Below are 25387 nucleotides of genomic sequence, written 5' to 3'. Positions count from 1 at the left end.
CGGTCAGCCCCGCAGGGTCTCCTCCAGCTTCCGGGCCACGGAAGCCGCTTCTCCGGCCCCGAGCGGGGCGCCCTTGCCGTCGGTGACGTAGAAGGCGTCCACCGCGTTGGCGCCCAGCGTCGACACGTGCGCGCTGCGCATCCGCACCCCGGCGTCCTCCAGGGCGCGTCCGATGCGGAACAGCAGTCCCGGGGCGTCCTGGGCACGCACCTCGATCACCGTGGCGTGCCGGGAGGCCGCCGGAGCGACCGTCACGCGGGCGGCGGGCGCGACGACACCCCGGCGCCTCGGATAGGCGGCGTCCCGCTCGGCGAGGCGCCCGGCGACGTCCAGCGAGCCGTCCAGGGCCCGTACGAGATCGGCGCGCAGCCGGGCCGCCTGGGGCAGCGAGCCGTACTGGGCGGCGACCCGCCAGTTCAGCAGCAGCACGGCACCCTCGACGCCGTCGGGCAGGTCCTGGGTGCTCAGCTCCGCGGTGCGGACGGTCAGCCGGTGCACGGCCAGCACTCCGGCGACCGCGGGCAGCACGCCCGGCTGGTCCGGTACGGCGATCACGAGCTCCACGCCGAGCGGCTCGGGATCCCCGGCCGGCTGGTCCTCCGGGAGAACGGGCGCCTCGGTCTGCGCGCGCAGGGACAGCACCGGGCCGCCCGTCGCGATCGCCTCGATGGCGAGCCGCTCCTGCTCGGCGGTGGGCGCGGCCGCCTCGGGCTCGTCGGGCTCGTCCCCGGCGAGCACCGCGGCCACCCTCTTGACGAGGTCGGCGACGAGCGAGCCCCGCCAGGACGACCAGGCGGCCGGCCCGGTGGCCAGGGCGTCGGCCTCGGTCAGCGCGTGCAGCAGCTCCAGGGTGCCCTGCGAGCCGACCGCCTCGGCGACCGAGCGCACGGTGGCCGGGTCCTCCAGGTCACGCCGGGTGGCGGTGTCCACGAGCAGCAGGTGGTGCCGTACGAGAGTGGCGAGTACGGCGACGTCGTCGCGGTCGAAGCCGATGCGCGCGGCGACGTCCTTGGCGATGATCTCGCCGGCCACCGAGTGGTCGCCGGGCCAGCCCTTGCCGATGTCGTGCAGCAGAGCGGCGACGAGCAGCAAGTCGGGGCGGTGGACGCGCCGGGTGAACTCCGAGGCGCGGACCGCCGTCTCGATCAGGTGCCGGTCGACGGTCCAGATGTGCACGGCGTTGCGTTGCGGGCGGCAGCGCACCCGCTCCCAGTCGGGCAGCATCTGGGTGATCAGACCCTCGGCCTCCAGAGCCTCCCAGACGTCGATGGTGGGCTGGCCCGAGCCGAGCAGGGTCACGAGCTGTTCGCGCGCCTCGGCGGGCCACGGCGTGGGCAGGGGGCGTACTCCGGCCGCCATGCGCCGCACGGCGTGCAGGGAGAGCGGGAGTCCGGCCTGTGCGGCGGCGGCCGCGGCACGCAGCGGGAGCACGGGGTCCCGGTCGGGGCGTGCGGCGCGGGCGAGCACCACCTCGCCGTCCTGCTCGACGACGCCCTCCGCGAGCGGCGACCTCTCGGCCACCGGCTTGCCGCCCCCGAGCATGGCGCGCAGGCGTGGCCGTACGGCACGCGACCTGAGCACGCGCCCCACCTCGCGCCAGGTGACGTCACTGGCGTACGAGATGACCCGGGCGGCCTCGTAGACCTGCCGCAGCAGGGTGTCGGCGTCGAGCAGGCCGAGTTCGGCGGCGACCTGGTCCTGCTCCTGGAGCGCGAGCCGGTCGGTCGCGCGGCCCGTCGTCAGGTGCAGGGCGTCCCGGACGTCGAGCAGCCGGCGCCGGGCGTCGTCGAGGCCCTCGCGCGGGGCGTCGGCCAGCCAGGAGGCGGCGACGGCGCGCAGGGCGGTGGCGTCACGCAGACCGCCGCGCGCCTCTTTGAGGTCGGGCTCCAGCAGGTACTGGAGTTCCCCCTGGCGCTCGGCGCGCTCGGCGCACAGCTCCTGGAGCTCGGGCAGGCGCTTGGGGGCCTGGTTGCGCCAGTCCGCGAGGACGGCCGTCCGCAGTCCCGCCGTCAGCCCCAGGTCACCGGCGATGTGGCGGGCATCCAGGAGGCCTAGCTGGACCTTCAGATCCTCCGCGGCCGTCTTGCGGGCCTCTGCGGGCGTGCGCACGGAGTGGTCGAGGGCGAGCCCGAGGTCCCACACGGGGTACCAGATGCGGTCGGCGAGCGCGGCGACCGCGCCCGAGTCACCGCCGTCGTGCAGCAGGACCAGGTCCAGGTCACTGCGGGGCGACAGCTCGCCACGGCCGTAGCCGCCGACGGCGATCAGGGAGACCCCGCGCAGCTGCTCGGCGCCCGCAGTGAACAGCCCCGAGAGCCAGTCGTCCGTCAGTTTCGAGAGGGCGGAACGGCGCGGCGGCCCTGACCGCGCCTCCTCCTGGAGGAGGCGCAGCCGGGCCGCCGCATAGCCACTGGGTCCTGAGTCCTCTACGTCCTTGTGCACGTTCGTGCTCGTCACCCAGTAGCTCCTGTTCTGTTCTTCGGTCAGAGCGCGTCCGGGCCGCGCTCGCCCGTCCGGACCCGTACGGCGGTCTCGACCGGCAGGGACCAGACCTTGCCGTCACCGATCTTGCCGGTGCGGGCCGCCTTGACGATGACGTCGATCAGCTGTTCGGCGTCGTCGTCCTCCGCGAGGACCTCGATGCGGATCTTCGGGACCAGGTCGACGGTGTACTCGGCACCGCGGTAGACCTCGGTGTGGCCCCGCTGACGACCGTAGCCGCTCGCCTCGGTGACCGTCAGGCCGTGGACCCCGAAGGCCTGGAGGGCTTCCTTGATCTCGTCGAGCCGGTGCGGCTTGACGACGGCGGTGATGAGCTTCATGCGTCCACCTTCTTGGACTCAGAGGCGGGCGGGGTCGGCACGGCGCTGCGGTCGTAACCACCGCCGGCGCCGCTGAAGTCGTATGCGGTCTCGGCGTGCTCGGCCTGGTCGATGCCCGAGACCTCCTCGTCCTCGTCGACCCGCATGCCGATCGTCTTGTCGAGCAGGAAGGCGAGGATCGCGGAGGCGATCAGGGAGTAGGCGAGGACCGCGAAGACACCGGCGCACTGCTTCCAGAGCTGGTCCGCGTTGCCGCCGTAGAACAGGCCCTTGACGTCGGACTGGCCCTTGCCGCTGGCGAAGAAGCCGATCAGCAGGGAGCCGATGATGCCGCCGACCATGTGGACACCGACGACGTCCAGGGAGTCGTCGTAGTTGAAGCGGTACTTCAGGCCGACGGCCGCGGCGCAGGCGACACCGGCGATGGCGCCGATGCAGATCGCGCCGATCGGGGTGATCGCACCACCGGAGGGGGTGATGGCGACCAGACCGGCGACCGCGCCGGAGGCGGCGCCCAGCGTGGTGAACGCGCCGTGGCGGATCTTCTCGTAGATGAGCCAGGCGAGCATGGCGGCCGCGGTGGCGATCTGCGTGTTGACGAACATCAGGGAGCCGACGCCGTCGTCGTTGCCGAGCCAGGACCCGGCGTTGAAGCCGAACCAGCCGAACCACAGCAGACCCGCGCCGAGCATGACCAGCGGAAGGCTGTGCGGGCGCATCGGGTCACGCTTGAAGCCGACGCGCTTGCCGATGACCAGGATCACGCCGAGTGCCGCGGCACCCGCGTTGATGTGGACCGCGGTACCACCGGCGAAGTCGATCACACCGAGCTCGAAGGCCCAGCCGCCGGTGCCCCAGACCCAGTGGGCGACCGGGAAGTACACGACCGTCGCCCACAGCGCGACGAAGAGCGCCCAGGCGGAGAACTTCACGCGGTCGGCGAGCGCACCGCTTATCAGGGCAGGCGTGATGATCGCGAACATCATCTGGAAGACGGCGAAGGCGAGAACCGGGATCGTGTACCCGGACCAGATGTCGCCCTTGTCGATACCGGTCCAGCCGAAGAAGTCGGATTCCCAGCCGATGAGCGAGCCGTGGTCCGTACCGAACGCCATGGAGAAGCCGTAGACCACCCACAGGATGGTGACGATACCCATGCTGATGAAGCTCATCATCAGCATGTTGAGAGTGCTCTTGACGCGGACCATGCCTCCGTAGAAGAAGGCGAGACCCGGCGTCATGATCAGCACCAGAGCGGAACAGATCAACATGAAGCCTGTGTTGGCCACAGACAGCTTGTCTGCGGCGAGCGTGATGGCTGGTGCCATCGGCGTCTCCTCGTCGTAGGTACGGCCCCGTGCGGGCGAAGCCAGAGCGGATTGAGGGGTGGGCCGGTTATGCGCCATGAGATTGGCGCAGCGCGGTTTCGGTGGAAGCCCCTCGTTGTTTCGCCGCCGTGACGAAGACGCCTCGTGTGTTACGCGTCGATGAACTGGCAGATATGGGCCGCGTCGATCGTTATCGTGGCGCAACCTTCGGAGAAGGCGCAAAACCGGCCGCGGTCGGCCTTCCGATGACCTGGCATGGGGGAGCCGAGTCGGGCAGTTCGGGAGGGCCGGCCGCGGCCGGGGTTCAAGGGATTCAGACGGCTTCCGCGGTCTCCGGGAGTTCCACGGCGAGCTTGTCGGTGAGGTCCACGACCTCGGCGAGATCACCGAAATCGCGTACGGCCGTGTCGACCGTCTTTCGAATACGAGTGTTGACGCGCTCGGAGCGGACCTTCTTGGCGATGTGCATGGCCTGTTCCACCAGTACGGTGCTCTGTTCGGGCTCCCGCCGCAGCAGGTGCACCGTGGCCATGCCGACGAGATTGAGTGCGTACGACCGCTGGTGCTCGCCGTCGTCGGAGAAGAGCTCCACCGCCCGCTGCATGAGGGGCTCGGCCAGGGAGGCGTAGGTGGGGCTGCGACCGGCGACGTAGGCCAGGTCGCGGTAGGAGTGGGAGTTCTCGCCGTACAGCTCGGCCTCGGAGAAGAAGCGGATCCAGTCGGGGTCCGGCTCGTCCCACTCGTCGGCGTCGGCGAAGGTGTCCTCGGCCATCCGGACCGCCCGCTTGCACTTGCCGGGCTGGCCCATGTTGGCGTAGGCGCGGGCCTCCATCGCATACAGCATGGACTGGGTGCGCGGGCTCGCGCAGTCCCGGCTGCCGTACTGCGCGAGGTGGATCAGCTCCAGGGCGTCCTCGGGCCGCCCGAGGTGGATCATCTGGCGGCTCATGCTGGACAGGACATAGGAGCCGAGCGGCTTGTCACCGGCCTCCTTGGCGGCGTGCAGGGCGAGGACGAAGTACTTCTGGGCGGTGGGCTGGAGCCCCACGTCGTACGACATCCAGCCCGCGAGTTCGGCCAGCTCGGCGGCGACCTTGAACAGCTTGCGGGTGGTGGTCTCGGGCTGGGGCTCCTGGAGGAGGTCCGTCACCTCGTGCAGCTGGCCCACGACCGCCTTGCGGCGCAGTCCGCCGCCGCACTGGGCGTCCCACTGGCGGAACATCACGGTCGTCGACTCGAGGAGGTCGAGCTCCGGCCTGGAGAGCCGGCCGACCCGGCGGGAGGCGGCGGGGTCGGGCTCCCGGTGCGGGGTGGCGGCGGGGCCGGGGACCAGCCAGCGCTGCATGGGCTCGATGAGGGACGGGCCCGCGGACAGGGCCAGCGAGCTCCCGAGGAAGCCGCGCCGCGCCAGCATGAGGTCGCTGCGCGAGAACTCGCTGAGCAGAGCCACGGTCTGCGGGCCCGTCCACGGCAGGTCGACCCCGGTCGTGGACGGGGACTGGCGGGCGGCGCGCAGTCCGAGGTCCTCGACGGAGACGACGCATCCGAACCGCTCGGAGAACAGCTCGGAGAGGATCTTGGGGATGGGTTCGCGGGGGTTCTCGCCGTCCAGCCAGCGGCGCACCCGCGAGGTGTCGGTGGAGATGTGGTTGGCCCCCAACTGGCGGGCCCTGCGGTTGACCTGGCGGGCCAGCTCGCCCTTCGACCAGCCGCTGCGCACGAACCAGGAGGTGAGCAGCTCGTTGGGGCGCTTGTCGGCCGGGGAGGAGCTGTGCGCTGCACTCCCGGCGCCCGTCCCGCTTCCGCTGTTGCCGCCCACTGGAACGCCCCCATCCCTGAGACCACTTGTCGCCGAGTGCGCCAAGCCCTATCAGAATGCCGGTAAATACGGCCGTTCGTCCGGCAGTTGTCAGCCTTCGAACGGGGAACCGACTTGCCTCCGGCATACCCACGAGTGCATGTGCCCCCAGGACTCGTGCACTCACAGTAATCCTACGATCACGCGTCCAGCCATGGCGATCCCGGAAACGCCACCATTCGCCACCCCTTCGAATGAACTCACGGTCGCCTCCCCACGATTCACTTGACATAGACCGAGCGGGATGGGCGGAGCGGTGCACTGCGGGGCGCACATGCCCCGACACACCACCCTGGGCGCTTCCGGGCACCACCGTCGCCCGGAAGGGGAAACGGAGAGTGACCGGACGCGTCCGCCTCGTAACCACCGGCGCGCTGAACCCGTTGGAGGGGGCATGGGCTTCACGATCGGCGGCATGCGGGAGATCCGTTCCGGTACGCGCAGGCGCGGCCGCTCCTCGGAGTGCACCGCCGTCGCCGAGTTCACCGGACTCTGGGGCTGGGACGTCGTTCCCGGCGCGCGCGCTTCGGCCGGCGCCTGCTCCTGCGGCCGCGCGGACTGCCGTCACCCCGGCGCCCACCCCCTCGGCTTCGCTCCCCCGGTCCCGGCCGGGGCCACGCTCGACGAGGTGACCAAGGCGTGGTCCGAGTTCCCCGGCGCCTCGGTGATGCTGCCGGTCGGCCGCGCCTTCGACGTCATCGAGGTCGCCGAGCCGGCCGGGCGCCGCGCCCTGGTCCGCCTGGAGCGCATGGGCCTGCCCCTCGGCCCGGTGACCGCGACCCCCGAGGGCCGCGCCCAGTTCCTCGTCGCCCCGGGCGCCGCGTCCGAGCTGGCCGCACTCCTCTACCGCATGGGCTGGGACGACACCGCCTCCCTGGACCTGCGCGGCCTGGGTCCCGGCTCGTACATCACGGCACCGCCGTCGGACCGGGGCGGCCTCGGGCCGGTGCAGTGGCTGCGGCCGCCCTCCCTGGACACAGCGACGAAACCCCCGGCGGCCCGACTACTGCTGGGCACCCTGGCGTACGTGGCACACCGGTCACGGGCATAGGGCGTACGAAGCAGGACGTACGGCGTGCACAGCGAAGCGCCCGCTCCCGACTGCACCTCGGGGGCGGGCGCTTCTTCGCGCGTACGGTTCCTCACTCGCCGAGCAGCGCGTCCACGAACGCTTCCGGCTCGAACGGCGCCAGGTCGTCGGCGCCCTCTCCGAGGCCGATCAGCTTGACCGGCACGCCCAGTTCGCGCTGGACCGCGACCACGATGCCGCCCTTGGCCGTGCCGTCGAGCTTGGTCAGGACGATGCCGGTGATGTCGACGACCTCGGCGAAGACACGGGCCTGCACCAGGCCGTTCTGCCCGGTGGTGGCGTCGAGGACCAGCAGCACCTCGTCGACCGGAGCGTGCTTCTCCACGACCCGCTTGACCTTGCCGAGCTCGTCCATGAGGCCGGTCTTGGTGTGGAGGCGGCCCGCGGTGTCGATGAGGACCACGTCGACCCCCATCTGCTTGCCCTCCTTCACCGCATCGAAGGCGACGGAGGCGGGGTCGCCGCCCTCGGGCCCGCGCACGGTGTGGGCGCCCACCCGCTCGCCCCAGGTCTGGAGCTGGTCGGCGGCGGCGGCCCGGAAGGTGTCGGCGGCACCCAGGACGACACTGCGCCCGTCGGCCACGAGCACGCGCGCGAGCTTGCCGGTGGTGGTGGTCTTGCCGGTGCCGTTGACCCCGACGACCATCACGATGCCCGGCTTGCGCTCCTCGGGCTCGGTCCTCACCGTGCGGTCGACCTCGGTGCCGACCAGCTTGAGCAGCTCGTCGCGCAACAGGGCGCGCAGTTCGTCGGGGGTCCGGGTGCCCAGCACCTTCACCCGCTCGCGCAGCCCGTCGACCAGTTCCTGGGTGGGGGCCACACCGACGTCGGCGGTGAGGAGGATGTCCTCGATCTCCTCCCAGGTGTCGTCGTCGAGGTGCTCGCGCGACAGGAGCGTGAGCAGCCCCTTGCCGAGCACGTTCTGCGAGCGGGAGAGCCGGGAGCGCAGCCGGACCAGACGTCCGGCGGTGGGCTCCGGGACCTCGATCTCGGTCGGGGGGAGCTCTTCGATGACGGGCGGCGCCGAGCCGCCCGGGAGATCGACCTCCTCAATGGTCCGGCGCGGTTCGTCGCGCGGCGTCTCGGCCTCGTCGCCGACGTGCGGCTCGGCCGGAGGGGCGGTGATGTCGGGCGCGGCGGGAGGCGGCGGGGGCAGCGGCTTCTTGCGCCGGCTGCCGACGACGAGCCCGCCGAGGACACCGAGCACGACCACGGCGATGACTACAGCAAGGATGACGGTTTCCATAACCCACCCAGTATCGGCCATGGGTCCCGGCCGGACCCAGCTCCAACGCGGAGACGGGTGCCCACGGCTTGGGGCGGGTCCCGGTCGACGCCGTGATCCCGCTCGCCGCTCCCGGTGGCCTTCTGGGCCCGGGCCCGCGTCCTCGACGCGGACACGCCGCGCAGGACGTCGTACGACGGCCCGGCTCGCCGGGCCCCACGACCGGCGCGTACGGCCTCGGCGGAGCGGACCACCGGACGAGCCGACGCCTCCTCCGGACCGCGACTCGGCAGCTCCCTGCCGCCCGTGTACGGGCGGCTCCATGGCAATCTGACGCATCGTCAGCTACCGTCCCCGCACCATCCGTCCGGTGAAGGGGGATCTCCCGTGCCCGTCACGGTCGTCCGTTTCAACCTCGTCGAGCCCGGTGCGACGCCCGCCTCCCTCAGCGCCCGCTACCGGGCCGCCCTGGACATGGCCGCGTACGCCGACGAGCACGGGGTCACCACCGTGCAGACCGAGGAGCACCACGGCGTCGACAACAACTGGCTGCCGTCGCCGTTCGCCTTCGCGGGCGCGGTCTTCGGCGCGACGCGCAGGATCGCGGTCACCGTCTCCGCCGTGATCGGTCCGCTGCACGACCCGCTCCGCCTGGCCGAGGAGATCGCCGTACTGGATCTGCTGAGCGGCGGCCGGCTGGTGACGGTCGCCGGGATCGGGTACCGCCCGGAGGAGTACGCCCTGTTCGACGTGGAGTGGAGGCGGCGGGGCCGCCTGCAGGACGAGCTGCTGGAGACTCTGCTGAAGGCCTGGACCGGCGAGGAGTTCGAGTACCGGGGCCGTACGGTACGGGTCACCCCGCGCCCCTTCACCGACCCGCACCCCCTGCTCCTGGTCGGCGGCTCCTCCAAGGCCGCCGCCCGCCGTGCCGCTCGCCTCGGCCTGCCCTTCTTCCCCAGCGCGCACCTGCCGGAGCTGGAGGCGTACTACAAGGAACGGCTCGTCGAGTACGGCACCGAGGGCTGGACCATGATGCCGACGGCCGAGACGCCGTTGCTGCACATCGCCGAGGACCCGGACGAGGTGTGGGCACGTCACGGAGAGCACTTCCTGCACGAGGCCCGGACGTACGCCTCCTGGCAGTCCGGCGACATCCGCTCGGCGGTGCGCTCGGCGGCCACGTCGGTGGACGAACTGCGCGCGGAGGGTGTGTACCGGATCCTCACGCCCGAGGAGTGCGTGGAGCAGGACCTCGACAACCTGGTCCTGCATCCGCTGGCGGGCGGGATGCCGGTGGAGGAGGGCTGGCGGAGCCTGCGGTTGTTCGCGGAGCGGGTGCTTCCGGCACTGGGCGCTTGAACTGCGGCGACAACCGACGGCCCGGTTGGGGGAGCCAGTGATCCACTGGGCCCACGAGGCGTGTCCTCGGGCACGGGGAGCACCCGACGCTGCGGGGATGGGGGACCCGGTGCGCTCGCTCGGCGCCCGCTTCTTCCCCCGTGCTGACCAATGGAGATCTGGAGGTGGGGGCCGGGGCGGTGCACGAGTTCCTGCGGGTGATCGCCCTGCTGCGCGCTCATCTCCACCCCGTCGCCCTCAGCACCGAGCGCCAGCCCCCGCACACGACACCGCCGCCCTCGGTCCAGGCGGTTGCCGGGCCGGGGGCGGCGGACGGTTCGGGGAGAAGGGCAGCGGGGTGTTGGCCCCTCTCCCCGGGTTCGAGGGGGCCGTCAGCCCATCTCCTCCAGGGCCTTGCCCTTCGTCTCCTTGACGAACTTGAGGACGAACGGGATGGAGAGCGCGGCGAAGACCGTGTAGATCACGTAGGTCGCGGAGAGGTTCCAGTCGGCCAGCGACGGGAAGCTCGCGGTGATGGCCCAGTTGGCGATCCACTGCGCGGACGCGGCCACGCCGAGCGCCGCGGCGCGGATCCGGTTCGGGAACATCTCGCCGAGGAAGACCCAGACGACCACACCCCAGGACAGGGCGAAGAAGAGGACGAACACGTGGGCGGCGATCAGGGCGGTCCAGCCCTGCGCGGCCGGCAGCTTGCCGTCGACCAGGTCGAAGGAGAACGCCCAGGCCTCAAGGGCGAGACCGATCACCATGCCGACCGACCCGATCAGGGCGAGCGGGCGGCGGCCGACGCGGTCCACGAAGATCATCGCGATCACGGTGCCGACGATGTTGATGATCGACGTCGTGAAGGAGTAGAGGAACGAGTCCGTCGGGTCGACGCCGACCGACTGCCACAGTGTCGAGGAGTAGTAGAACGCGACGTTGATGCCGACGAACTGCTGGAAGACCGAGAGGCCGATGCCGACCCAGACGATCGGCTTGAAGAAGAAGGAGCCGCCGAGCAGGTCCTTGAAGCTCGACTTGTGCTCGCTCTTCATGGCGTGCTCGATCTCGGCGACGCGCGCGTCCAGGTCGATCTTGTCGCCCTCGACCTCCGCGAGGATCTCCTTGGCGCGCTCGCGCTTGCCGACGGAGATCAGAAAACGCGGGGACTCGGGGATGGCGAAGGAGAGCAGGCCGTAGAGGACGGCCGGGATCACCATCACGCCGAGCATGACCTGCCAGGCCTCCAGGCCCATCAGCTTGCCGCGCTGGTCGCCGCCGGCCGCGTTCAGCAGGCCCCAGTTGACCAGCTGGGAGACGGCGATGCCGATGACGATCGCGGCCTGCTGGAAGGAGCCGAGCCGGCCGCGGTAGGCGGGCGGGGCCACCTCGGCGATGTAGGCGGGGCCGATGACCGAGGCCATGCCGATGGCGAAGCCGCCGACGACCCGCCAGAACGCCAGGTCGTACAGCGCGAAGGGCAGTGCCGAACCGACGGCGCTGACCGTGAACAGGACGGCCGAGATCTGCATGCACCGGATACGGCCGATGCGGTCCGCGATGCGTCCCGCGGTCGCCGCGCCGATCGCGCAGCCGATCAGGGCGATGGCGATGACCTGCGCCAGGGCCGCGGAGCCGACGTCGTAGCGGCCCCGGATGGCCTCGACCGCGCCGTTGATCACGGAGCTGTCGTAACCGAAGAGGAATCCGCCCATCGCGGCCGCCGCCGCGATGAAGATGACGTGCCCGAGATGATCGGGATGAGCCGTTCCGGCTCCTGACTTCTGCGCCTGCGCTGTGCTGGTCACGCTCAACTCCTAAGGCCATCGGCAACGCTGCCTGAAGGCAAGAACAACGATGAAGACCCTATGCCTTCAAGTTCCGAAATCAACTACTGGAGGCGTGTGAGAAAACAGGCACAGAGAAGGTGTTCGCGTTCAAGGCATGAACGAATGAAAACGGGGTACCCGAACGGGCTACCGCAGCCGCTGACTGATCACCTTCGAGACACCGTCGCCCTGCATGGAGACGCCGTACAGCGCGTCGGCGACCTCCATCGTCCGCTTCTGGTGCGTGATCACGATGAGCTGCGAGGCCTCCTGCAGCTCCTGCATGATGCGGATCAGCCGCTGGAGGTTGGTGTCGTCGAGGGCGGCCTCGACCTCGTCCATGACGTAGAACGGGCTGGGCCGCGCCTTGAAGATCGACACCAGCAACGCTACGGCCGTGAGGGACCGCTCGCCACCGGAGAGCAGGCTGAGCCGCTTGACCTTCTTGCCCGGCGGCCGCGCCTCGACGTCCACGCCGGTGGTGAGCATGTTGTCGGGGTCGGTCAGGATCAGCCGCCCCTCGCCGCCCGGGAAGAGCCGGCTGAAGACGCCCTCGAACTGCCGTGCGGTGTCCCGGTAGGCCTCGGTGAAGACCTGCTCGACGCGCTCGTCGACCTCCTTCACCACCTGCAGCAGGTCGGCGCGGGTCTTCTTCAGGTCCTCCAGCTGCTCACTGAGGAACTTGTGCCGCTCCTCCAGCGCCGCGAACTCCTCAAGGGCGAGCGGATTGACCTTGCCGAGCTGCTGGTACGCCCGCTCGGCCGCCCTGAGCCGCTTCTCCTGCTCGGCCCGGTGGAACTGCTTCGGCTGGTTGCGCGGATGCTCCGGGTCCTCGGGCAGCTCCTCGCCCTCGGCGGGCGGGGAGGGCGGTACGAGCTGGTGGGGGCCGTACTCCTCGATCAGACCGGCCGGCTCGACCCCCAGCTCCTCCAGCGCCTTGGTCTCCAGCTGCTCGATCCGCATCCGCTTCTCGGCGCCGAGCACCTCGCCCCGGTGGACGGAGTCGGTCAGCTTGTCGAGCTCGGCCTTGAGGTCACGGCCGGTGTTGCGTGCGGCGGTCAACTCCCGTTCCCTGAGCGCCTTGGCGGCCTCGGCGGCGGTCCGCTCCGCGTCCGCGCGAGCGAGGGACACCTCGACGTGGGCGAGCAGCTGGCGCGCGCCGGCGGCGACAGCCTCGGCCACGGCGGCCTCGTGCCGCAGCCTGGCCCGCCGCTGTTCGGCACGCGCGCGTGCGTCCCGTTCCGCGCGGGCGGCCCGGTCGAGGGAGTCGGCCCGTCCGGCGAGCCCCTTGACCCGCTCTTCGTGGGTACGGACCTGGAGGCGGGCCTCCATCTCGGTCTGGCGGGCGTTGGCGCCGTCGGCGGCGAGACGGTCCCGTACGGAGGTGTCGGGTTCCTCCTCGACCGGCATCTCCTCGGCCACGGCGAGGCGTTCGGCGAGTTCCTCGACCTCTTCGAGGGCCTTCTCCAGCGCGTCCTGCGCCCGGGCGGCCGCCGCGGTGGAGCGTTCCGCCTCACCGGCGGCGCCCCTCGCCTGGCCGGACAGCCGGCCCAGCTGCTGGGCCACGGCCGACTTCTCCCGGTCGGCGGCGCGGCGGCGCTCCCCGAGCTCCTCCACCCGGGCCGCGCACTGCTTGCGGTGCTCCACCGCCGTGTGCTGGGCCCCGGCGAGTTCCTCGCACTGCACGGCCAGCTCCTCGAGTTCGGCGGCGGCCTGGTCGACGGATGCCTGTACTTCGAGGAGGCTGGGAGCGCCCGCGGAGCCGCCGTGCGCGAAGTGCGCGCCGAGGAGGTCGCCTTCGGCGGTGACGGCGGTGAGGTGGGGGTTGGCGTAGACGAGGTCCTCGGCGTCTTCGAGGGTGCCGACGACGACGATGCCGTGGAGCAGACGTCTGACGGCCGGCATGAGGTCCTGCGGGGCACGGACGAGATCCGCCGCGTGCTGATGGGTGTTGTCCGCGGGGCCGCCGTGGCTGGTCGCGCCCCGCGGCGGAGCCGCGGATTGATGCAGCCCCGCGCCCCTGAGGGGCGCGTCTTCGGCGCCGCCTGCCAGGAGGAGGGACGCTCGTCCCGCATCCTGCTTCCTCAGCAGGCGGATCGCGTCCGCCGCCGCCGAAGGCGATGTCACCGCCAGCGCGTCCGCCGCCACGCCGAACGCGGCCGCCAGCGCGACCTCGTGGCCCGGGGTCACCGTCAGGAGCTCGGCCGCCGGGCCCAGCAAGCCGGTCAGACGGTCTTTCGCGCCCAGCAGCGCCCCCGTCCCGTCCTTCCTCCGCAACCCCATCGCCAGGGCCTCGTGCCTGGCCTGTGTCGCCGCTCGTCTGCGTTCCGCCGCCGTGACCGCCTCGCGGGCAGCCGTCAGTGCGGCCTCCGCCTCCGCCAGTTGCTGCTTCGCCGCTTCATGCTGCTCCGCCAGCTCCGCGTCGCCCGCGTCGAGGCCGTCGACCTCGGCCTTCAGCGCCTCGTACTCCTCCTGCGCGGCCACGGCCCGCTCCCGCGCCTCGTCCCGGGCGGCGGCCAGGCGGTCGATCTCGGCCTGGGCGGAGGCGGCGCGGGAACGGGCCGCGTTGACCTGGCCGCTGAGCCGGGCGAGGCCCTCGCGCCGGTCGGCGATGGCCCGGGCCACGTCCTTCAGACGCCGTTCCTCCTGGGCGAGCTCGCGCTCCAGCTCGGCGCGGTGCGCGACCGTGTCCTCCAGAGCGTGCTCGGCCGCCTCCAGGGCAGCCTCCAGCTCGGCCTCCTGCTCGCGGACACGGGCGGCCTCGCGCTCCATGTCCTCGGGGTCACGGCCCCGCCGTTCCTCGGGCGGCGCCGACGTGGCGCTCTTCACGCGCGCGTCGGCCAGGGAGATCGTGCCGCGCACCCGCTCGGCGAGCTGGGAGAGCTCGTACCAGGTCTGCTGGGCGCGCTGGAGCCGGGGCGCGAGCTGCCGTACCTCGTCCTCCAGCAGGGCCTCGCGCTGGAGGGCCTTCTTCAGCTCCCGCTCGGCGGCCTCCTTGCGCTCCTTCAGCGCGGCCTCGTCCGCGACCTCGGCCTGCAGCGCCTGCCGCAGTCGTACGAGATCGTCGGCGAGCAGCCGGAGGCGGGCGTCCCGCAGGTCGGCCTGGATGACGGCGGCCCGGCGGGCGACCGCGGCCTGTCTGCCGAGCGGCTTGAGCTGGCGCCGGAGTTCGTCGGTGAGGTCCTGCACGCGCGCGAGGTTGGCCTGCATCGCGTCCAGCTTGCGCAGCGCCTTCTCCTTGCGCTTGCGGTGCTTGAGGACGCCCGCGGCCTCCTCGATGAAGGCGCGGCGGCCCGTGGGATCCGCGTGCAGGACGGAGTCGAGCTGGCCCTGGCCGACGATCACGTGCATCTCGCGGCCGATGCCGGAGTCGGACAGGAGTTCCTGGATGTCAAGGAGGCGGCAGGTGTCGCCGTTGATCTGGTACTCGCTGCCGCCGTTGCGGAACATGATCCGCGTGATGGTGACCTCGGCGTACTCGATGGGCAGGGCGCCGTCGGAGTTGTCGATGGTCAGGGACACCTCGGCGCGGCCCAGCGGCGGGCGCCCGGTGGTCCCGGCGAAGATGACGTCCTCCATCTTGCCGCCGCGCAGCGACTTGGCGCCCTGTTCGCCCATGACCCAGCTGAGCGCGTCCACGACATTGGACTTGCCCGAGCCGTTCGGTCCGACGACGCACGTGATGCCCGGCTCGAACCGGAGCGTGGTCGCCGATGCGAACGACTTGAACCCTCGGAGGGTCAGGGCCTTGAGGTGCACGGCGCTGGACTCTACCTTCCGGGGGTGTCTCACTCCATGAACGCGCTGTTGCCCGCGGTTTCACCGTTGAACGTGGAGGGCACACCAAACGTTAAGAGAGTGAAAGGGTGCACGGGGGCAAGAAAGAAGGGACGCCGAAGCGTCCCTTGCAAACTCTGACAACTGAGCGGTTGATACGGGCTGACCGGACCACTGCGTGAGCTGTCGTGGAGCGATGCAGCGATCAGGTGAGCGCAGGCTCCGCCTGGTGTGCGTCGATGCTCTCCATGATCCTGTCGTGAGAAGCGGCAGCCGCGAGCTCGTCATTCTCGGCCTGGATCCGTACGAGTTCGGATTCCAGGTCCTGGACGCGCTGCTGGAGCCGTCGCATCTCGGCGAGGAGTCGAGGGTCCGAGCCGCCGACGTAACCGAGAAGCGCCTTTGCCATGATGGATGGTCCTCCACACTGAGTGACCGACCGATGCGGTGTGGGTCGTGAGGGATTCGCACCCGCGGTGCTTGACACTTTTGAGTTCGTGCTGCTGTTGTTCCATGCCAAACAGCTAAGGTGCGCGGGGTGCTTTCAGCGTCTCACCAAAAAGTTTGACGGTCAACACGATCACGCCCCGTATTGGTGGCAACCCGCTCCGGCGCGGCCTGGGAACGGCGGCGCTGCGGCTCCCTCGGGACCCCGGGGGCGTGACGATCATTCTTGGCTGCGGAGCTTGCCACGGCAGGGGCTTCTTGGCAACCACCAGCGCCTTTCTGCTTCCGGCAGGTGCCGGTGGCATGTCCCGGCGCTGCCGCCTGGGCCGTTTTACAGAAACCGCTCAGCGGATGGCGAAGCCGTCGTAACCCCCGCGGGGTGTGTCCCAGATCTCGGTGACACCGTCGACACGGCCGGGCGTGTCGTCGCCGAGGAGCCAGTCGAGGAGTCCCTGGCAGCCCTTGCGCGGGCCCTCCGCGACCACCTGGACGCGTCCGTCGTCCAGATTGAGAGCAAAACCACTCAGGCCGCCGATCTCCAGAGCCTTGGCCCGCGTGAACCAGCGGAAACCCACACCTTGGACGCGTCCGCGCACCCAGGCGACCAGTCGTACATCCTCGCTCATGGGTGCAACCTAACCGGCCAATGTCTCTCCCGGCACTCCTTCAACTGGCGCCATGCGGTACTGTCCGCTGCCAATGAATCTCATACGAAACTCACTCGATCGTGTGGGTTTTGTGACTTGGTTGGCCGGGGGGACGCGTCGACCGCAAGAACAGACGAGGAAGGCAAGGACATGGGACGCCACCGACGCTCCGCCGCCGGCCGCGCCGCCACGGGCCGCGCCACGGGGGTCACACCGACATACACCTCCTACGGGAGTGGCCACGACCCGCAGGACTCGTACAACTTCGCCTCGGTGGGCACCGCCACCTACCCGGGCCACGAGGACGCCGACCCCTACGCGCGCAGTGACGCCTACCTGTTCGCGTCGGAGGAGGAGTACGCGCTGTACCGGGGCGAGGGCTACACGCCCGCCGACGGTCCGCGTCGCAGCGGCTCGCACCGCCGCCGCAAGAAGAACCTCGTGACGCCGGTCAAGACCGGTCTGCTCGGGGTCTCGGCCGCCGTCGCGATCGGCACGGTCGCGGTCGCCGCGGGCGTGGTGCCGGGCCTGGACAACTACAAGATCGGCGGCGGCACCACCGGCGGGGACGTGCAGGCGGCGAGCTCGCCGACCAACTCGCCCGCCGAGCAGGGCGGCACCTCCGGCAGTGCCGGCAGCGACGACAGCCGCGAGGACGGCTCGTCGACGAGCCGGGACGCCGAGCGCGCCTCCTCGCCCTCGCCGGCCCCCTCGACCTCGACGCCCGCCCCGAGCAAGAAGCCGACGAAGAAGCCGGCGAAGAAGCCGGCGGCCACGCCGACCAAGGAGCCGGAGACGACTCCTTCGCAGCAGGAGCGGGAGCCCGCGAAGCAGGAGACCACCGCGCCGGTGGAGGTCTCCACGGAGGCCGCAGCCGAGGCCGAGGTGCTCAGGCTCGTCAACGTCGAGCGCGAGAAGGTGGGCTGCAGCCCCGTCGCCGCCAACAGCGCGCTCACCGATCTCGCCGAGACCTTCAGCAAGGCCATGGCCGACCAGGGCTTCTTCGACCACACCGACCCGAGCGGCGCCACCCCGTGGGACCGCGCCGCGAAGGCCGGGATCACCAGCCTCGGCGGCGAGAACATCGCCCGGGGCCAGGCCGACGCGGCCTCGGTCATGGAAGCGTGGATGAACAGCCCCGGCCACAAGGCGAACATCCTGAACTGCGACTTCAAGACGCTGGGCGTGGGCGTGCAGTTCGGCGCGGGCGGCCCCTGGTGGACCCAGGACTTCGGGTACTAGAGACCCGTGCGACGACGGTCGCACTAACTTTTCGTTAGTGCGACCTGTTGGTTAGCGCTCCCTTCCAGTACGCTCGTGATATGGACACCACGCAGCAGCCCCCGGAGGCGCGGGACCTCCCGTACGACGTGTTCGCCAAGGCCTGCCCCTCGCGCGGCACCCTGGAGCACGTGACGGGCCGCTGGGGCGCACTCACCCTCGGCGCCCTGCACGAGGGCTCGCTGCGCTTCAACGAGCTGCGCCGCCGGGTCGACGGCGTGAGCGAGAAGATGCTCTCCCAGACGCTCCAGGCGCTGGAGCGAGACGGCCTGGTGCACCGCGAGGCCCAGCCCACCAACCCGCCCCGCGTCGACTACGAGCTCACCCCGCTGGGCCACGAGCTCGCCGAGCGCCTGCTGGGCCTCATCCACTTCGTCGAGGGCCGCATGGACGACGTCCTGGCCGCTCGTGAGCGCTACGACGTGACGCGCGGCGCCCGCTGACACCTCGGGCAGAAGTAGCTGGACCGGTTCATCCACGGCCGCCGGCGCATCGGCGTACCGCACCGCTTGCAGGGCAGCCCCTCACGGCCGTACGCGTCGAGGGACCGGTCGAAGTACCCGGACTCGCCGTTGACGTTGACGTACAGGCTGTCGAAGCTGGTGCCGCCGACCGCGAGGGCCGCGTTCATCACGTCCCGGACGTGGCCCAGGAGTTCCGCGGTGCGGGGGCGCGTGAAGGTGCCGGTGGGGCGCTCGTAGTGGATGCGGGAGCGCCACAGCGCCTCGTCCGCGTAGATGTTGCCGACTCCGCTGATCAACGACTGGTCCAGCAGGGCCCGTTTGATGGTGCTGCGCTTGCGGCGCAGGGCCTGGTGGAAGGCGTCGTCGTCGAAGAGCGGGTCGAGGGGGTCGCGCGCGATGTGCGCGATGACGTCGGGCAGGCCGTCGGGGGTGTTGTCGTGCAACGACAGCCCGCCGAAGGTGCGTTGGTCGACGAAGCGCATTTCGGTGTCCACCTCGTCGGCGAACCTCACCCGGATCCTCAGGTGCTTCTCGTCGGGCGCGGCATGCGGCTGGACCAGCAGCTGGCCGCTCATCCCGAGATGGGCCAGGACCGACTGGCCGGTGTCCTCCAGGGGCAGCCAGAGGTACTTCCCGCGGCGGCTCGGGATGCCGACGCGGTGGCCCTTGAGCCGGTGCGCGAAGTCCTCGGCGCCGGCGAGGTGACGGCGGACCGCGCGCGGGTGCAGCACCTCGGCCTCGGCGACCGTACGGTGGGCGACCCACCGCTCGAGGCCGCGCCGTACGACCTCGACCTCGGGCAACTCGGGCATGGGACTCCCCCGTCACGGACCGGTGTATGAGCCGAGCGCCCGCCCCGGTGTTCGGGGGCAGGCGCTCGGCTGCGCTGTTCTTCCGGACGCGCTGGTGCTTCCAGGCGTCAGGCGGAGACGGACGACGGACCTTCGTCGTCGTCCTCGGCGGCTTCGACGACCTCAATGGCCTCGACGGCCTCGACGATCTCAACGGCCTTTGCGGCCGCCGCCTCGGCGCGCTCGTCCGCTGCGGCCCGGATGGACCTCCAGGCGGACTCCGCGGCCTGCTGCTCCGCCTCCTTCTTGCTGCGGCCGGTGCCGGTGCCGTACGAGACGCCTCCGACGCGGGCGGCAGCAGTGAAGGTCTTCTCGTGATCGGGGCCGGTCTCCGTGACCAGGTACTCGGGCACGCCGAGCCCTTCGGTCGCGGTGAGCTCCTGGAGACTGGTCTTCCAGTCCAGGCCGGCACCGAGGTTGGAGGACTTCTCGATCAGCGGGTCGAAAAGCCGATGGACGAGCTCGCTCGCCGCATCCAGACCCTGGTCGAGATAGACCGCGCCGATCACCGCTTCCAGGGTGTCGGCGAGGATGGACGCCTTGTCCCGGCCGCCTGTGCCCTCTTCACCACGGCCGAGCCGGATGAAGGAACCCAGGTCGAGCCCGCGGCCGACCTCCGCCAGTGCGCGCGAGTTGACCACCGCGGCCCGCAACTTGGCCAGTTGGCCTTCGGGCAGGTCGGGGTGGGTCGTGTACAGCGTGTCCGTGACCACGAGGCCGAGTACGGAGTCCCCGAGGAACTCCAGACGCTCGTTGGTCGGCAGACCGCCGTTCTCGTACGCGTAGGACCGGTGGGTCAGCGCACGCACCAGAAGGGCGGACTCGAGCTTGTACCCGAGCCGCCCTTCCAACAGCGTGTGGGACGAGGCCTGGTTGTCGCCCGCGTTCTTCTTCGGCGTGGACACAGTGCCTCTCACCAGCCGCTCAGACCTCGAGGACCTGGCGCTTGTTGTAGGTGCCGCAAGCGGGGCACGCGATGTGCTGCAGCTTGGGCTCGTGGCAGCGCTCGCACGCAACCAGGGTGGGGACCGCAGCCTTCCACTGCGACCGGCGGTGGCGCGTGTTGCTGCGCGACATCTTCCGCTTCGGAACAGCCACGGCTACTTCTCCTGCTTCTCGTCGACGCCAGGTTCGGCGCCGCTCATCTCGTCCTTCTCGCCGTCTTCGAGTGAACCGGCGAGTCCCTGCAGTGCCGCCCAACGGATGTCGACGGCGTCATGGTGGTGGTCCGGGTCGTCCGTGAGCCGCTCTCCGCATTCGGAGCACAGGCCCAGGCAGTCGTCCTGGCACACCGGCTGCATCGGCAGTGCGAGCACCACCGCATCACGCAGCACGGGTTCGAGGTCGAACAGGCCGTCCTCGATGAAGAGCCTGTCCTCGTCTTCCTCGGCGTCGTCGGCCGGTTCCGCTTTCACGCGGCCCCGGTCGTCGGCGTCAGGGTACGAGAACATCTCCTGGAAGTCCGCTTCGAGCGCCAGCTCGAGCGGCTCCAGACACCTTACGCACTCCCCCTTGGCCTGTGCACGGGCGGTGCCTGTGACAAGCACCCCTTCCATGACCGACTCCAGGCGGAGTTCGAGCTCGACCGGGGCGCCTTCCGGCACTCCGATCACTCCCTGGATACCGAGGTCCTTGGGAGCGTCGATCTCACGGGTCAGGCGCTGCAGCGCGCCAGGACGCCGGCCCAGCTCGTGTGTGTCGAACACGAGAGGGTTGCGGTGGTCGAGGCGGGCGTTCAGGGCCATTCCTGCTTTCGATCTTGAAACTCGGGGGGACGCCGCCCTTCGGTGTTCCCGGGCAGCGTTGATCGCGGACGTACACGCGACCGAAGAGCCAGGATACTGGACCTTTCGCTCACGGCCCAATCCGGTGGTCTCCGGTAGCCCCTTACTGACCGCGACCCTGTTCGTACGCCCTCAACTGCTCCGGCGTGATCATGCCGGTGTCGAAGAGGCTGGTCTCGTCGAGGGCGTAGCTCTGCTGGGTCTGCTGCGGCTGGTGGGCCTGCTGGGCCTGCTGGGCCTGCTGGGCCTGGTTCGGGTCGTACTGCTGCTGGTCGTACCCCTGGTAGGCGTAGGGGTCGGTCTGCTGGTAGCCGTACTGGTCCTGCTGGGCGTAGGGATCGGGCTGCTGCTGGTAGCCGGCGTAGGCGTCGGGCTGCTGCTGGTAGCCGTACGCCGGCTGCTGGGCGTACTCGGGCTGCCCTGCCTGTGCCTGGGCCTGGGCGTCCTGCTCGGCGAGGGCGGTGAGGTCGGCCAGGTAGTCGGCGTCGCTGGAGTGCTGGACGGTGGCGGTGTTGTCGGCGAGGGCGCCGAGGTCGTCGGTGGCGATGCGGCCGTGCAGCTTCTGGCGGCCGCGGCCGACGGCCTCCAGGGTCTTGGCCAGGACCGCCTCGAAGGCGCCGAGCTTGGCGTCGACGTAGGAGTCGGCGTCCTTGCGCAGCGTCTCGGGGTCGTGGCTGCGCTCGGGGGCGTCCTCGTCCTCGTAGCCGTGCTCGTCGAGACCCGGGCCGGTGCCGAGGAGCCTCTCGCGGCCGCGGCCGACCGAGCCGAGGGTCTTGGTGAGGACGACCTCGAAGTTGGCGAGCTTGGAGTCGACGTAGTCGTCGGCCTCGGCGCGGACCTCCTCGGCCTCCCTTCGGGCCTCGTCGAGGATCCGGTCGGCCTCGGCCTGGGAGCGGCGGGCGATCTCGGTGTCGGAGATCAGGGAGCCGCGCTCGGCGTGTGCCGTGGAGATGATGCGCTCGGCCTCCTGGCGGGCCTGCTCGACCAGCTGGTCACGGTCGCCGATCAGCTCCTGGGCCTGCGCGAGGGAGCCCGGCAGGGCCTGGCGCAGCTCTTCGAGCATCGCGAGCAGGTCGGCGCGGTTGACGATCACCGAGGCCGACATGGGCATCGACCGGGCGCCGGAGACCGTGGAGACGATCTCGTCGAGCTTCTTCTGCACGTCCACCTGTGCTCGCCACTCTCTACAGCCGTGTTGGAGACGGACGGGACGACTGTAGCCCCATCAGCCCTTGCGGAGGCGCTCGTTCAGGGCTTCCAGGACCCTTGGGGGGACCAGGTGGGAGACGTCTCCGCCCCAGGTCGCGACCTCCTTGACGAGCGAGGAGGACAGGAAGCTGTAGGTGGGGTTGGTCGGCACGAAAAGGGTCTCGACACCGCTCAGGCCGTTGTTCATCTGGGCCATCTGGAGCTCGTAGTCGAAGTCGCTGACCGCGCGCAGGCCCTTGACGATGGCCGGGATGTCGCGCTCCTTGCAGTAGTCGACGAGCAGGCCGTGGAAGGCCTCGACGATCACGTTGCCGTACTCGGCGGTGACCTCGCGGATCAGGTCGATCCGTTCGTCGATCTCGAACAGGCCCTTCTTGGACTTGTTGATCATCACCGCGACATAGACCTCGTCGTACAGTCTGGAGGCGCGGGAGATGATGTCGAGGTGTCCGTTGGTGATCGGGTCGAACGACCCGGGACAGACGGCGCGGCGCACTTGAGATCCCTCGCTCTCCGGTCCGGTCATCGTGCGTCTTCGCACGTAGAGGCGGCGCGACCGTACCAAAACGTTCCCTCGCCGTAGCGACGGGCCTTGACCGCGTCGAATCCGGGCGGCCAGTGGAACTCTCCGCCTCTGGTGCTGCGCTCCACGGTGACGAGGGCCTCCGGCGCGAGCCAGTGTTCCGTGCGGAGTGTGAGCAGAATCTCGCGAAGATCGTGATCCGTGACTCGGTACGGCGGGTCCAGGAAGACGAGGTCGTACGGCTGCGCCGGCGCCGCTGCCTGGATGATCTGTTCGGCCTTGCCCGCGCGGACCTCGGCCCCGGGCAGGCCGAGGTTCCTGACGTTCTCGCGGATGGTGCGGGCGGCTCTCGCGTCGGCCTCGACCAGGAGGGTGTGGCTCGCGCCGCGGGAGAGGGCTTCCAGGCCGACCGCGCCCGATCCGGCGTAGAGGTCCAGGACCCGTTCACCTCCCAGGGGGCCGCCGAGGAGGGACTGCCAGGTGGAGAAGAGACCTTCGCGCGCCCGGTCGGAGGTGGGCCGGGTTCCGTTGCCCGGCGGGACGGCCAGGCGGCGTCCGCCGGCTCTGCCCGCGATCACGCGCGTCATCTTCGGTCCTTGTTCGGGGGTGGTTACGGGTCCAGTTTCTCAGCCCATTTCCAGGTACTGCTCCCTCTCCTCGTCCAGAAGCGCGTCCAGGGCTGTGCGCAGGCCGGGAAGCGTGATCAGCTCCGGATCCGCCTCCACCACCGCCGTCGCCTCCTGCCTCGCCTCCGCGATGATCTCCTCGTCCTCGATCACGGCGAGGACCCGCAGCGAGGTCCGGGCGCCGGACTGGGCCTGGCCGAGGACATCGCCCTCGCGGCGCTGTTCCAGGTCGATGCGGGAGAGTTCGAAGCCGTCCAGCGTCGACGCCACCGCGTTCAGCCGCTGGCGGGCCGGGCTCGCCTCGGGCATCTCCGAGACCAGCAGGCACAGCCCGGGCGCCGAGCCCCGGCCCACCCGGCCGCGCAGCTGGTGGAGCTGGGAGACGCCGAAGCGGTCGGCGTCCATGATGACCATCGCCGTGGCGTTGGGGACGTTGACGCCGACCTCGATGACCGTGGTGGCGACCAGGACGTGGGTCTCGCCGGCGGCGAAGCGGCGCATGACCGCGTCCTTGTCGTCGGGGTGCATACGGCCGTGCAGCACCTCGACGCGCAGGCCGCTCAAGGGGCCCTTGGCGAGCTGGTCGGCGATGTCCAGGACGGCGAGCGGCGGGCGCTTCTCGGCCTCGTCCTCCGGGGACTGCTGGGACTTCTGGTGGGACTTCTGCTGGGCGGCCTTCTTGGGGTCGTCCTCCTCGTCGCCGATGCGGGGGCAGACGACGTAGGCCTGGTGGCCGTTCTCCACCTCCTCGCGGACGCGTTCCCAGGCGCGGGTGAGGAAGTGGGGCTTGTCCGCGGCCGGCACCACATGGCTGGCGATCGGGGAGCGGCCGGCCGGGAGCTGGTCCAGGACGGAGGTCTCCAGGTCGCCGAAGACCGTCATGGCGACCGTGCGCGGAATGGGGGTGGCCGTCATGACGAGGAGGTGGGGCGGCTGCTTTCCCTTGCCGCGCAGGGCGTCCCGCTGCTCGACGCCGAACCGGTGCTGTTCGTCGACCACGACCAGGCCCAGGTCCTGGAACTGCACCTTGTCCTCGATCAGCGCGTGCGTGCCGATCACGATCCCGGCCTCTCCGGTGACCAGATCCAGCATCGCCTGCCGGCGCGCGGCCGTGCCCATCGAACCGGTGAGCAGCACGACCTTGGTGCCGTGCTCGGAGCCGCCCAGCATTCCGCCCTCGGCAAGCTCGCCCATCATCTCCACGACCGAGCGGTGGTGCTGCTGGGCGAGCACCTCGGTGGGGGCCAGCATGGCGGCCTGTCCGCCCGCGTCGACGACGGCGAGCATGGCGCGCAGGGCCACCAGTGTCTTGCCCGATCCCACCTCGCCCTGCAGCAGCCGGTGCATCGGATGGTCCGTGGCGAGGTCGTCGAAGATCTCCTTGGAGACCTTCTGCTGGCCGTCCGTGAGGGTGAAGGGGAGGCGGTCGTCGAAAGCCGCGAGGAGGCCGTCCGGAGCGGGTTTCCTCGGCACCGCGGGGAGTTGGGCGTCCGCATGGCGGCGGCGGGCGAGGGCGACCTGGAGGACGAAGGCCTCGTCCCACTTGAGGCGGGCCTGGGCGTCGGCGATGTCGGCCTTGGTGTGCGGACGGTGGATCTTGAGGAGGGCCTCCGGGAGGGGGACCAGACCCCGGCCCTCGCGGAGGGACTCCGGGAGGGGGTCGATCGCCTCCTGGGCGCTCGGCAGGACCGTCTGGATCGCCTTGCCGATCTTCCAGGACTCCAGTTTGGCGGTGGCGGGGTAGAGGGGGATCAGGGCGCCCGCCCAGCTCTCCACCGTCTCCGCTGCCTCGTCGTCGGCTCCGCGCAGCAACTCGTATGCCGGATGGGCCAGTTGGAGGCGGCGGTTGAACAGGGAGACCTTGCCGGCGAACAGCGCGCGGGTGCCCGGCAGGAGTTCCTTGTGGGGCTTGTGGACGCCGTTGCCGAAGAAGACCAGTTGGAGGCGGCCGCTGCCGTCCGTGATGGTGACCTCCAGCCGCTGCCCCTTGCCGCGCGGTGCCCTGGCCGAGGCGAAGGTGTGCAGACGGGCGTCGGCGACCTGGGCGACCACGGTGACGTGCTCGTCCATGGGCAGGTCGGCGAGGTGGGTCAGCTGCCCCCGCTCCTCGTATCTGCGCGGGTAGTGGTGCAGGAGGTCGCCGACGGAGTGCAGGCCGAGATGCTCGGCCATCACCTTCGCGGTGGCGGGGCCGAGCACCTTCTTCAACGGTTCTTCCAGTGCGGGCACGAGATCCATTGCACACCACACCACTGACATTGCCGTATACGTACCGGGAAACCCCT

General features: G+C 70.6%; 21 protein-coding genes. 4 read left to right on the top strand and 17 right to left on the bottom strand.

Annotated features, from left to right (window positions below):
• Window positions 1-3: 3 nt before the first annotated feature.
• The 4 genes from ACFVYN_RS24180 to ACFVYN_RS24165 form a co-directional block, all read right to left on the bottom strand.
• Window positions 4-2457: a [protein-PII] uridylyltransferase gene (locus ACFVYN_RS24180; RefSeq protein ID WP_390001727.1), complete on the bottom strand. Its 2454-nt coding sequence runs from the start codon at window positions 2455-2457 to the stop codon at window positions 4-6.
• Window positions 2458-2483: 26 nt separating this feature from the next.
• Window positions 2484-2822, bottom strand: coding sequence for a P-II family nitrogen regulator (locus ACFVYN_RS24175; RefSeq protein WP_003997576.1), 339 nt, complete (start codon window positions 2820-2822; stop codon window positions 2484-2486).
• Window positions 2819-4150 (bottom strand): ammonium transporter, encoded by a 1332-nt coding sequence (locus tag ACFVYN_RS24170; RefSeq protein WP_390001726.1) that lies wholly within the window; start codon window positions 4148-4150, stop codon window positions 2819-2821. The genes ACFVYN_RS24175 and ACFVYN_RS24170 overlap by 4 nt, the downstream gene beginning before the upstream one ends.
• 313 nt (window positions 4151-4463) lie before the next feature.
• Window positions 4464-5969: a hypothetical protein gene (locus tag ACFVYN_RS24165; RefSeq protein WP_390001724.1), complete on the bottom strand. Its 1506-nt coding sequence runs from the start codon at window positions 5967-5969 to the stop codon at window positions 4464-4466.
• A 433-nt stretch (window positions 5970-6402) separates the two neighbouring features.
• Between ACFVYN_RS24165 and ACFVYN_RS24160 the strand changes: the two genes are divergently transcribed.
• Window positions 6403-7059, top strand: a complete 657-nt coding sequence (locus ACFVYN_RS24160) for a bifunctional DNA primase/polymerase (RefSeq protein ID WP_390001722.1) — start codon at window positions 6403-6405, stop codon at window positions 7057-7059.
• A gap of 91 nt (window positions 7060-7150) precedes the next feature.
• On the opposite strand, the gene ftsY is transcribed toward ACFVYN_RS24160, so the two are convergent.
• Window positions 7151-8344 carry a signal recognition particle-docking protein FtsY gene (gene ftsY / locus ACFVYN_RS24155; protein WP_390001720.1) on the bottom strand — a complete coding sequence of 398 codons (1194 nt, stop codon included), beginning with the start codon at window positions 8342-8344 and terminating at the stop codon, window positions 7151-7153.
• Between the two features lie 366 nt (window positions 8345-8710).
• Here ftsY and ACFVYN_RS24150 point away from each other — a divergent pair, with 366 nt between their 5' ends.
• Window positions 8711-9682: an LLM class flavin-dependent oxidoreductase gene (locus tag ACFVYN_RS24150; RefSeq protein ID WP_390001718.1), complete on the top strand. Its 972-nt coding sequence runs from the start codon at window positions 8711-8713 to the stop codon at window positions 9680-9682.
• Window positions 9683-10053: 371 nt separating this feature from the next.
• Here the strand turns inward: ACFVYN_RS24150 and ACFVYN_RS24145 are convergent, their stop codons facing one another.
• From ACFVYN_RS24145 to ACFVYN_RS24130, 4 genes are all read right to left on the bottom strand, one after another.
• The gene (locus tag ACFVYN_RS24145) at window positions 10054-11472 is read right to left on the bottom strand and encodes a sugar porter family MFS transporter (RefSeq protein ID WP_390001716.1); all 1419 of its coding nucleotides are present in this window, start codon (window positions 11470-11472) and stop codon (window positions 10054-10056) included.
• Between the two features lie 168 nt (window positions 11473-11640).
• Window positions 11641-15252: a chromosome segregation protein SMC gene (smc, locus tag ACFVYN_RS24140; RefSeq protein WP_390001714.1), complete on the bottom strand. Its 3612-nt coding sequence runs from the start codon at window positions 15250-15252 to the stop codon at window positions 11641-11643.
• Between the two features lie 223 nt (window positions 15253-15475).
• Entirely contained in the window at window positions 15476-15679 is a 204-nt protein-coding gene (locus tag ACFVYN_RS24135) for a hypothetical protein (protein WP_007384948.1), read from the bottom strand.
• A gap of 382 nt (window positions 15680-16061) precedes the next feature.
• Window positions 16062-16343 carry an acylphosphatase gene (locus ACFVYN_RS24130; protein WP_057616505.1) on the bottom strand — a complete coding sequence of 94 codons (282 nt, stop codon included), beginning with the start codon at window positions 16341-16343 and terminating at the stop codon, window positions 16062-16064.
• A 171-nt stretch (window positions 16344-16514) separates the two neighbouring features.
• Here ACFVYN_RS24130 and ACFVYN_RS24125 point away from each other — a divergent pair, with 171 nt between their 5' ends.
• Together ACFVYN_RS24125 and ACFVYN_RS24120 are read left to right on the top strand one after the other, a co-directional pair.
• Window positions 16515-17606, top strand: coding sequence for a CAP domain-containing protein (locus ACFVYN_RS24125; RefSeq protein ID WP_390001712.1), 1092 nt, complete (start codon window positions 16515-16517; stop codon window positions 17604-17606).
• 80 nt (window positions 17607-17686) lie between these two features.
• A complete protein-coding gene (locus ACFVYN_RS24120) occupies window positions 17687-18088 on the top strand; it encodes a helix-turn-helix domain-containing protein (protein ID WP_352389411.1) in 402 nt (133 codons plus the stop codon).
• On the opposite strand, the gene mutM is transcribed toward ACFVYN_RS24120, so the two are convergent.
• The 8 genes from mutM to recG form a co-directional block, all read right to left on the bottom strand.
• On the bottom strand, window positions 18061-18921 hold the full coding sequence (gene mutM / locus ACFVYN_RS24115; RefSeq protein ID WP_390001710.1) for a bifunctional DNA-formamidopyrimidine glycosylase/DNA-(apurinic or apyrimidinic site) lyase: 861 nt from the start codon (window positions 18919-18921) through the stop codon (window positions 18061-18063). The two genes, ACFVYN_RS24120 and mutM, sit on opposite strands and share 28 nt — an antisense overlap.
• A 107-nt stretch (window positions 18922-19028) precedes the next feature.
• On the bottom strand, window positions 19029-19865 hold the full coding sequence (gene rnc, locus ACFVYN_RS24110) for a ribonuclease III (protein WP_390001809.1): 837 nt from the start codon (window positions 19863-19865) through the stop codon (window positions 19029-19031).
• A gap of 19 nt (window positions 19866-19884) precedes the next feature.
• Window positions 19885-20058, bottom strand: coding sequence for a 50S ribosomal protein L32 (gene rpmF, locus ACFVYN_RS24105; RefSeq protein WP_006139588.1), 174 nt, complete (start codon window positions 20056-20058; stop codon window positions 19885-19887).
• A gap of 2 nt (window positions 20059-20060) precedes the next feature.
• Window positions 20061-20705, bottom strand: coding sequence for a YceD family protein (locus ACFVYN_RS24100; RefSeq protein WP_390001708.1), 645 nt, complete (start codon window positions 20703-20705; stop codon window positions 20061-20063).
• 142 nt (window positions 20706-20847) lie between these two features.
• Entirely contained in the window at window positions 20848-21912 is a 1065-nt protein-coding gene (locus ACFVYN_RS24095; RefSeq protein WP_390001706.1) for an ATP synthase F0 subunit B, read from the bottom strand.
• 57 nt (window positions 21913-21969) lie between these two features.
• A complete protein-coding gene (coaD, locus tag ACFVYN_RS24090) occupies window positions 21970-22449 on the bottom strand; it encodes a pantetheine-phosphate adenylyltransferase (RefSeq protein ID WP_020138732.1) in 480 nt (159 codons plus the stop codon).
• 26 nt (window positions 22450-22475) lie between these two features.
• A complete protein-coding gene (gene rsmD / locus ACFVYN_RS24085) occupies window positions 22476-23063 on the bottom strand; it encodes a 16S rRNA (guanine(966)-N(2))-methyltransferase RsmD (RefSeq protein WP_390001704.1) in 588 nt (195 codons plus the stop codon).
• Window positions 23064-23102: 39 nt separating this feature from the next.
• Window positions 23103-25340 carry an ATP-dependent DNA helicase RecG gene (recG, locus tag ACFVYN_RS24080; RefSeq protein ID WP_390001703.1) on the bottom strand — a complete coding sequence of 746 codons (2238 nt, stop codon included), beginning with the start codon at window positions 25338-25340 and terminating at the stop codon, window positions 23103-23105.
• Window positions 25341-25387: the final 47 nt, after the last annotated feature.

The sequence above is a fragment of the Streptomyces sp. NPDC058307 genome, assembly GCF_042880295.1.
GTDB lineage: Bacteria > Actinomycetota > Actinomycetes > Streptomycetales > Streptomycetaceae > Streptomyces.
The sequence above is the reverse complement of the archived record's forward strand: the minus strand, read 5'-3'. Positions and strand labels throughout refer to the sequence as shown.

What these genes read in the sequence shown, in the direction of transcription:
- ACFVYN_RS24175 (WP_003997576.1), bottom strand. Translation starts at nt 2,822, where the DNA reads ATGAAGCTCATCACCGCCGTCGTCAAGCCGCACCGGCTCGACGAGATC.
- ACFVYN_RS24170 (WP_390001726.1), bottom strand. Translation starts at nt 4,150, where the DNA reads ATGGCACCAGCCATCACGCTCGCCGCAGACAAGCTGTCTGTGGCCAAC.
- ACFVYN_RS24160 (WP_390001722.1), top strand. Translation starts at nt 6,403, where the DNA reads ATGGGCTTCACGATCGGCGGCATGCGGGAGATCCGTTCCGGTACGCGC.
- ftsY (WP_390001720.1), bottom strand. Translation starts at nt 8,344, where the DNA reads ATGGAAACCGTCATCCTTGCTGTAGTCATCGCCGTGGTCGTGCTCGGT.
- ACFVYN_RS24135 (WP_007384948.1), bottom strand. Translation starts at nt 15,679, where the DNA reads ATGGCAAAGGCGCTTCTCGGTTACGTCGGCGGCTCGGACCCTCGACTC.
- ACFVYN_RS24130 (WP_057616505.1), bottom strand. Translation starts at nt 16,343, where the DNA reads ATGAGCGAGGATGTACGACTGGTCGCCTGGGTGCGCGGACGCGTCCAA.
- ACFVYN_RS24125 (WP_390001712.1), top strand. Translation starts at nt 16,515, where the DNA reads ATGGGACGCCACCGACGCTCCGCCGCCGGCCGCGCCGCCACGGGCCGC.
- ACFVYN_RS24120 (WP_352389411.1), top strand. Translation starts at nt 17,687, where the DNA reads ATGGACACCACGCAGCAGCCCCCGGAGGCGCGGGACCTCCCGTACGAC.
- mutM (WP_390001710.1), bottom strand. Translation starts at nt 18,921, where the DNA reads ATGCCCGAGTTGCCCGAGGTCGAGGTCGTACGGCGCGGCCTCGAGCGG.
- ACFVYN_RS24100 (WP_390001708.1), bottom strand. Translation starts at nt 20,705, where the DNA reads ATGGCCCTGAACGCCCGCCTCGACCACCGCAACCCTCTCGTGTTCGAC.
- rsmD (WP_390001704.1), bottom strand. Translation starts at nt 23,063, where the DNA reads ATGACGCGCGTGATCGCGGGCAGAGCCGGCGGACGCCGCCTGGCCGTC.
- recG (WP_390001703.1), bottom strand. Translation starts at nt 25,340, where the DNA reads ATGGATCTCGTGCCCGCACTGGAAGAACCGTTGAAGAAGGTGCTCGGC.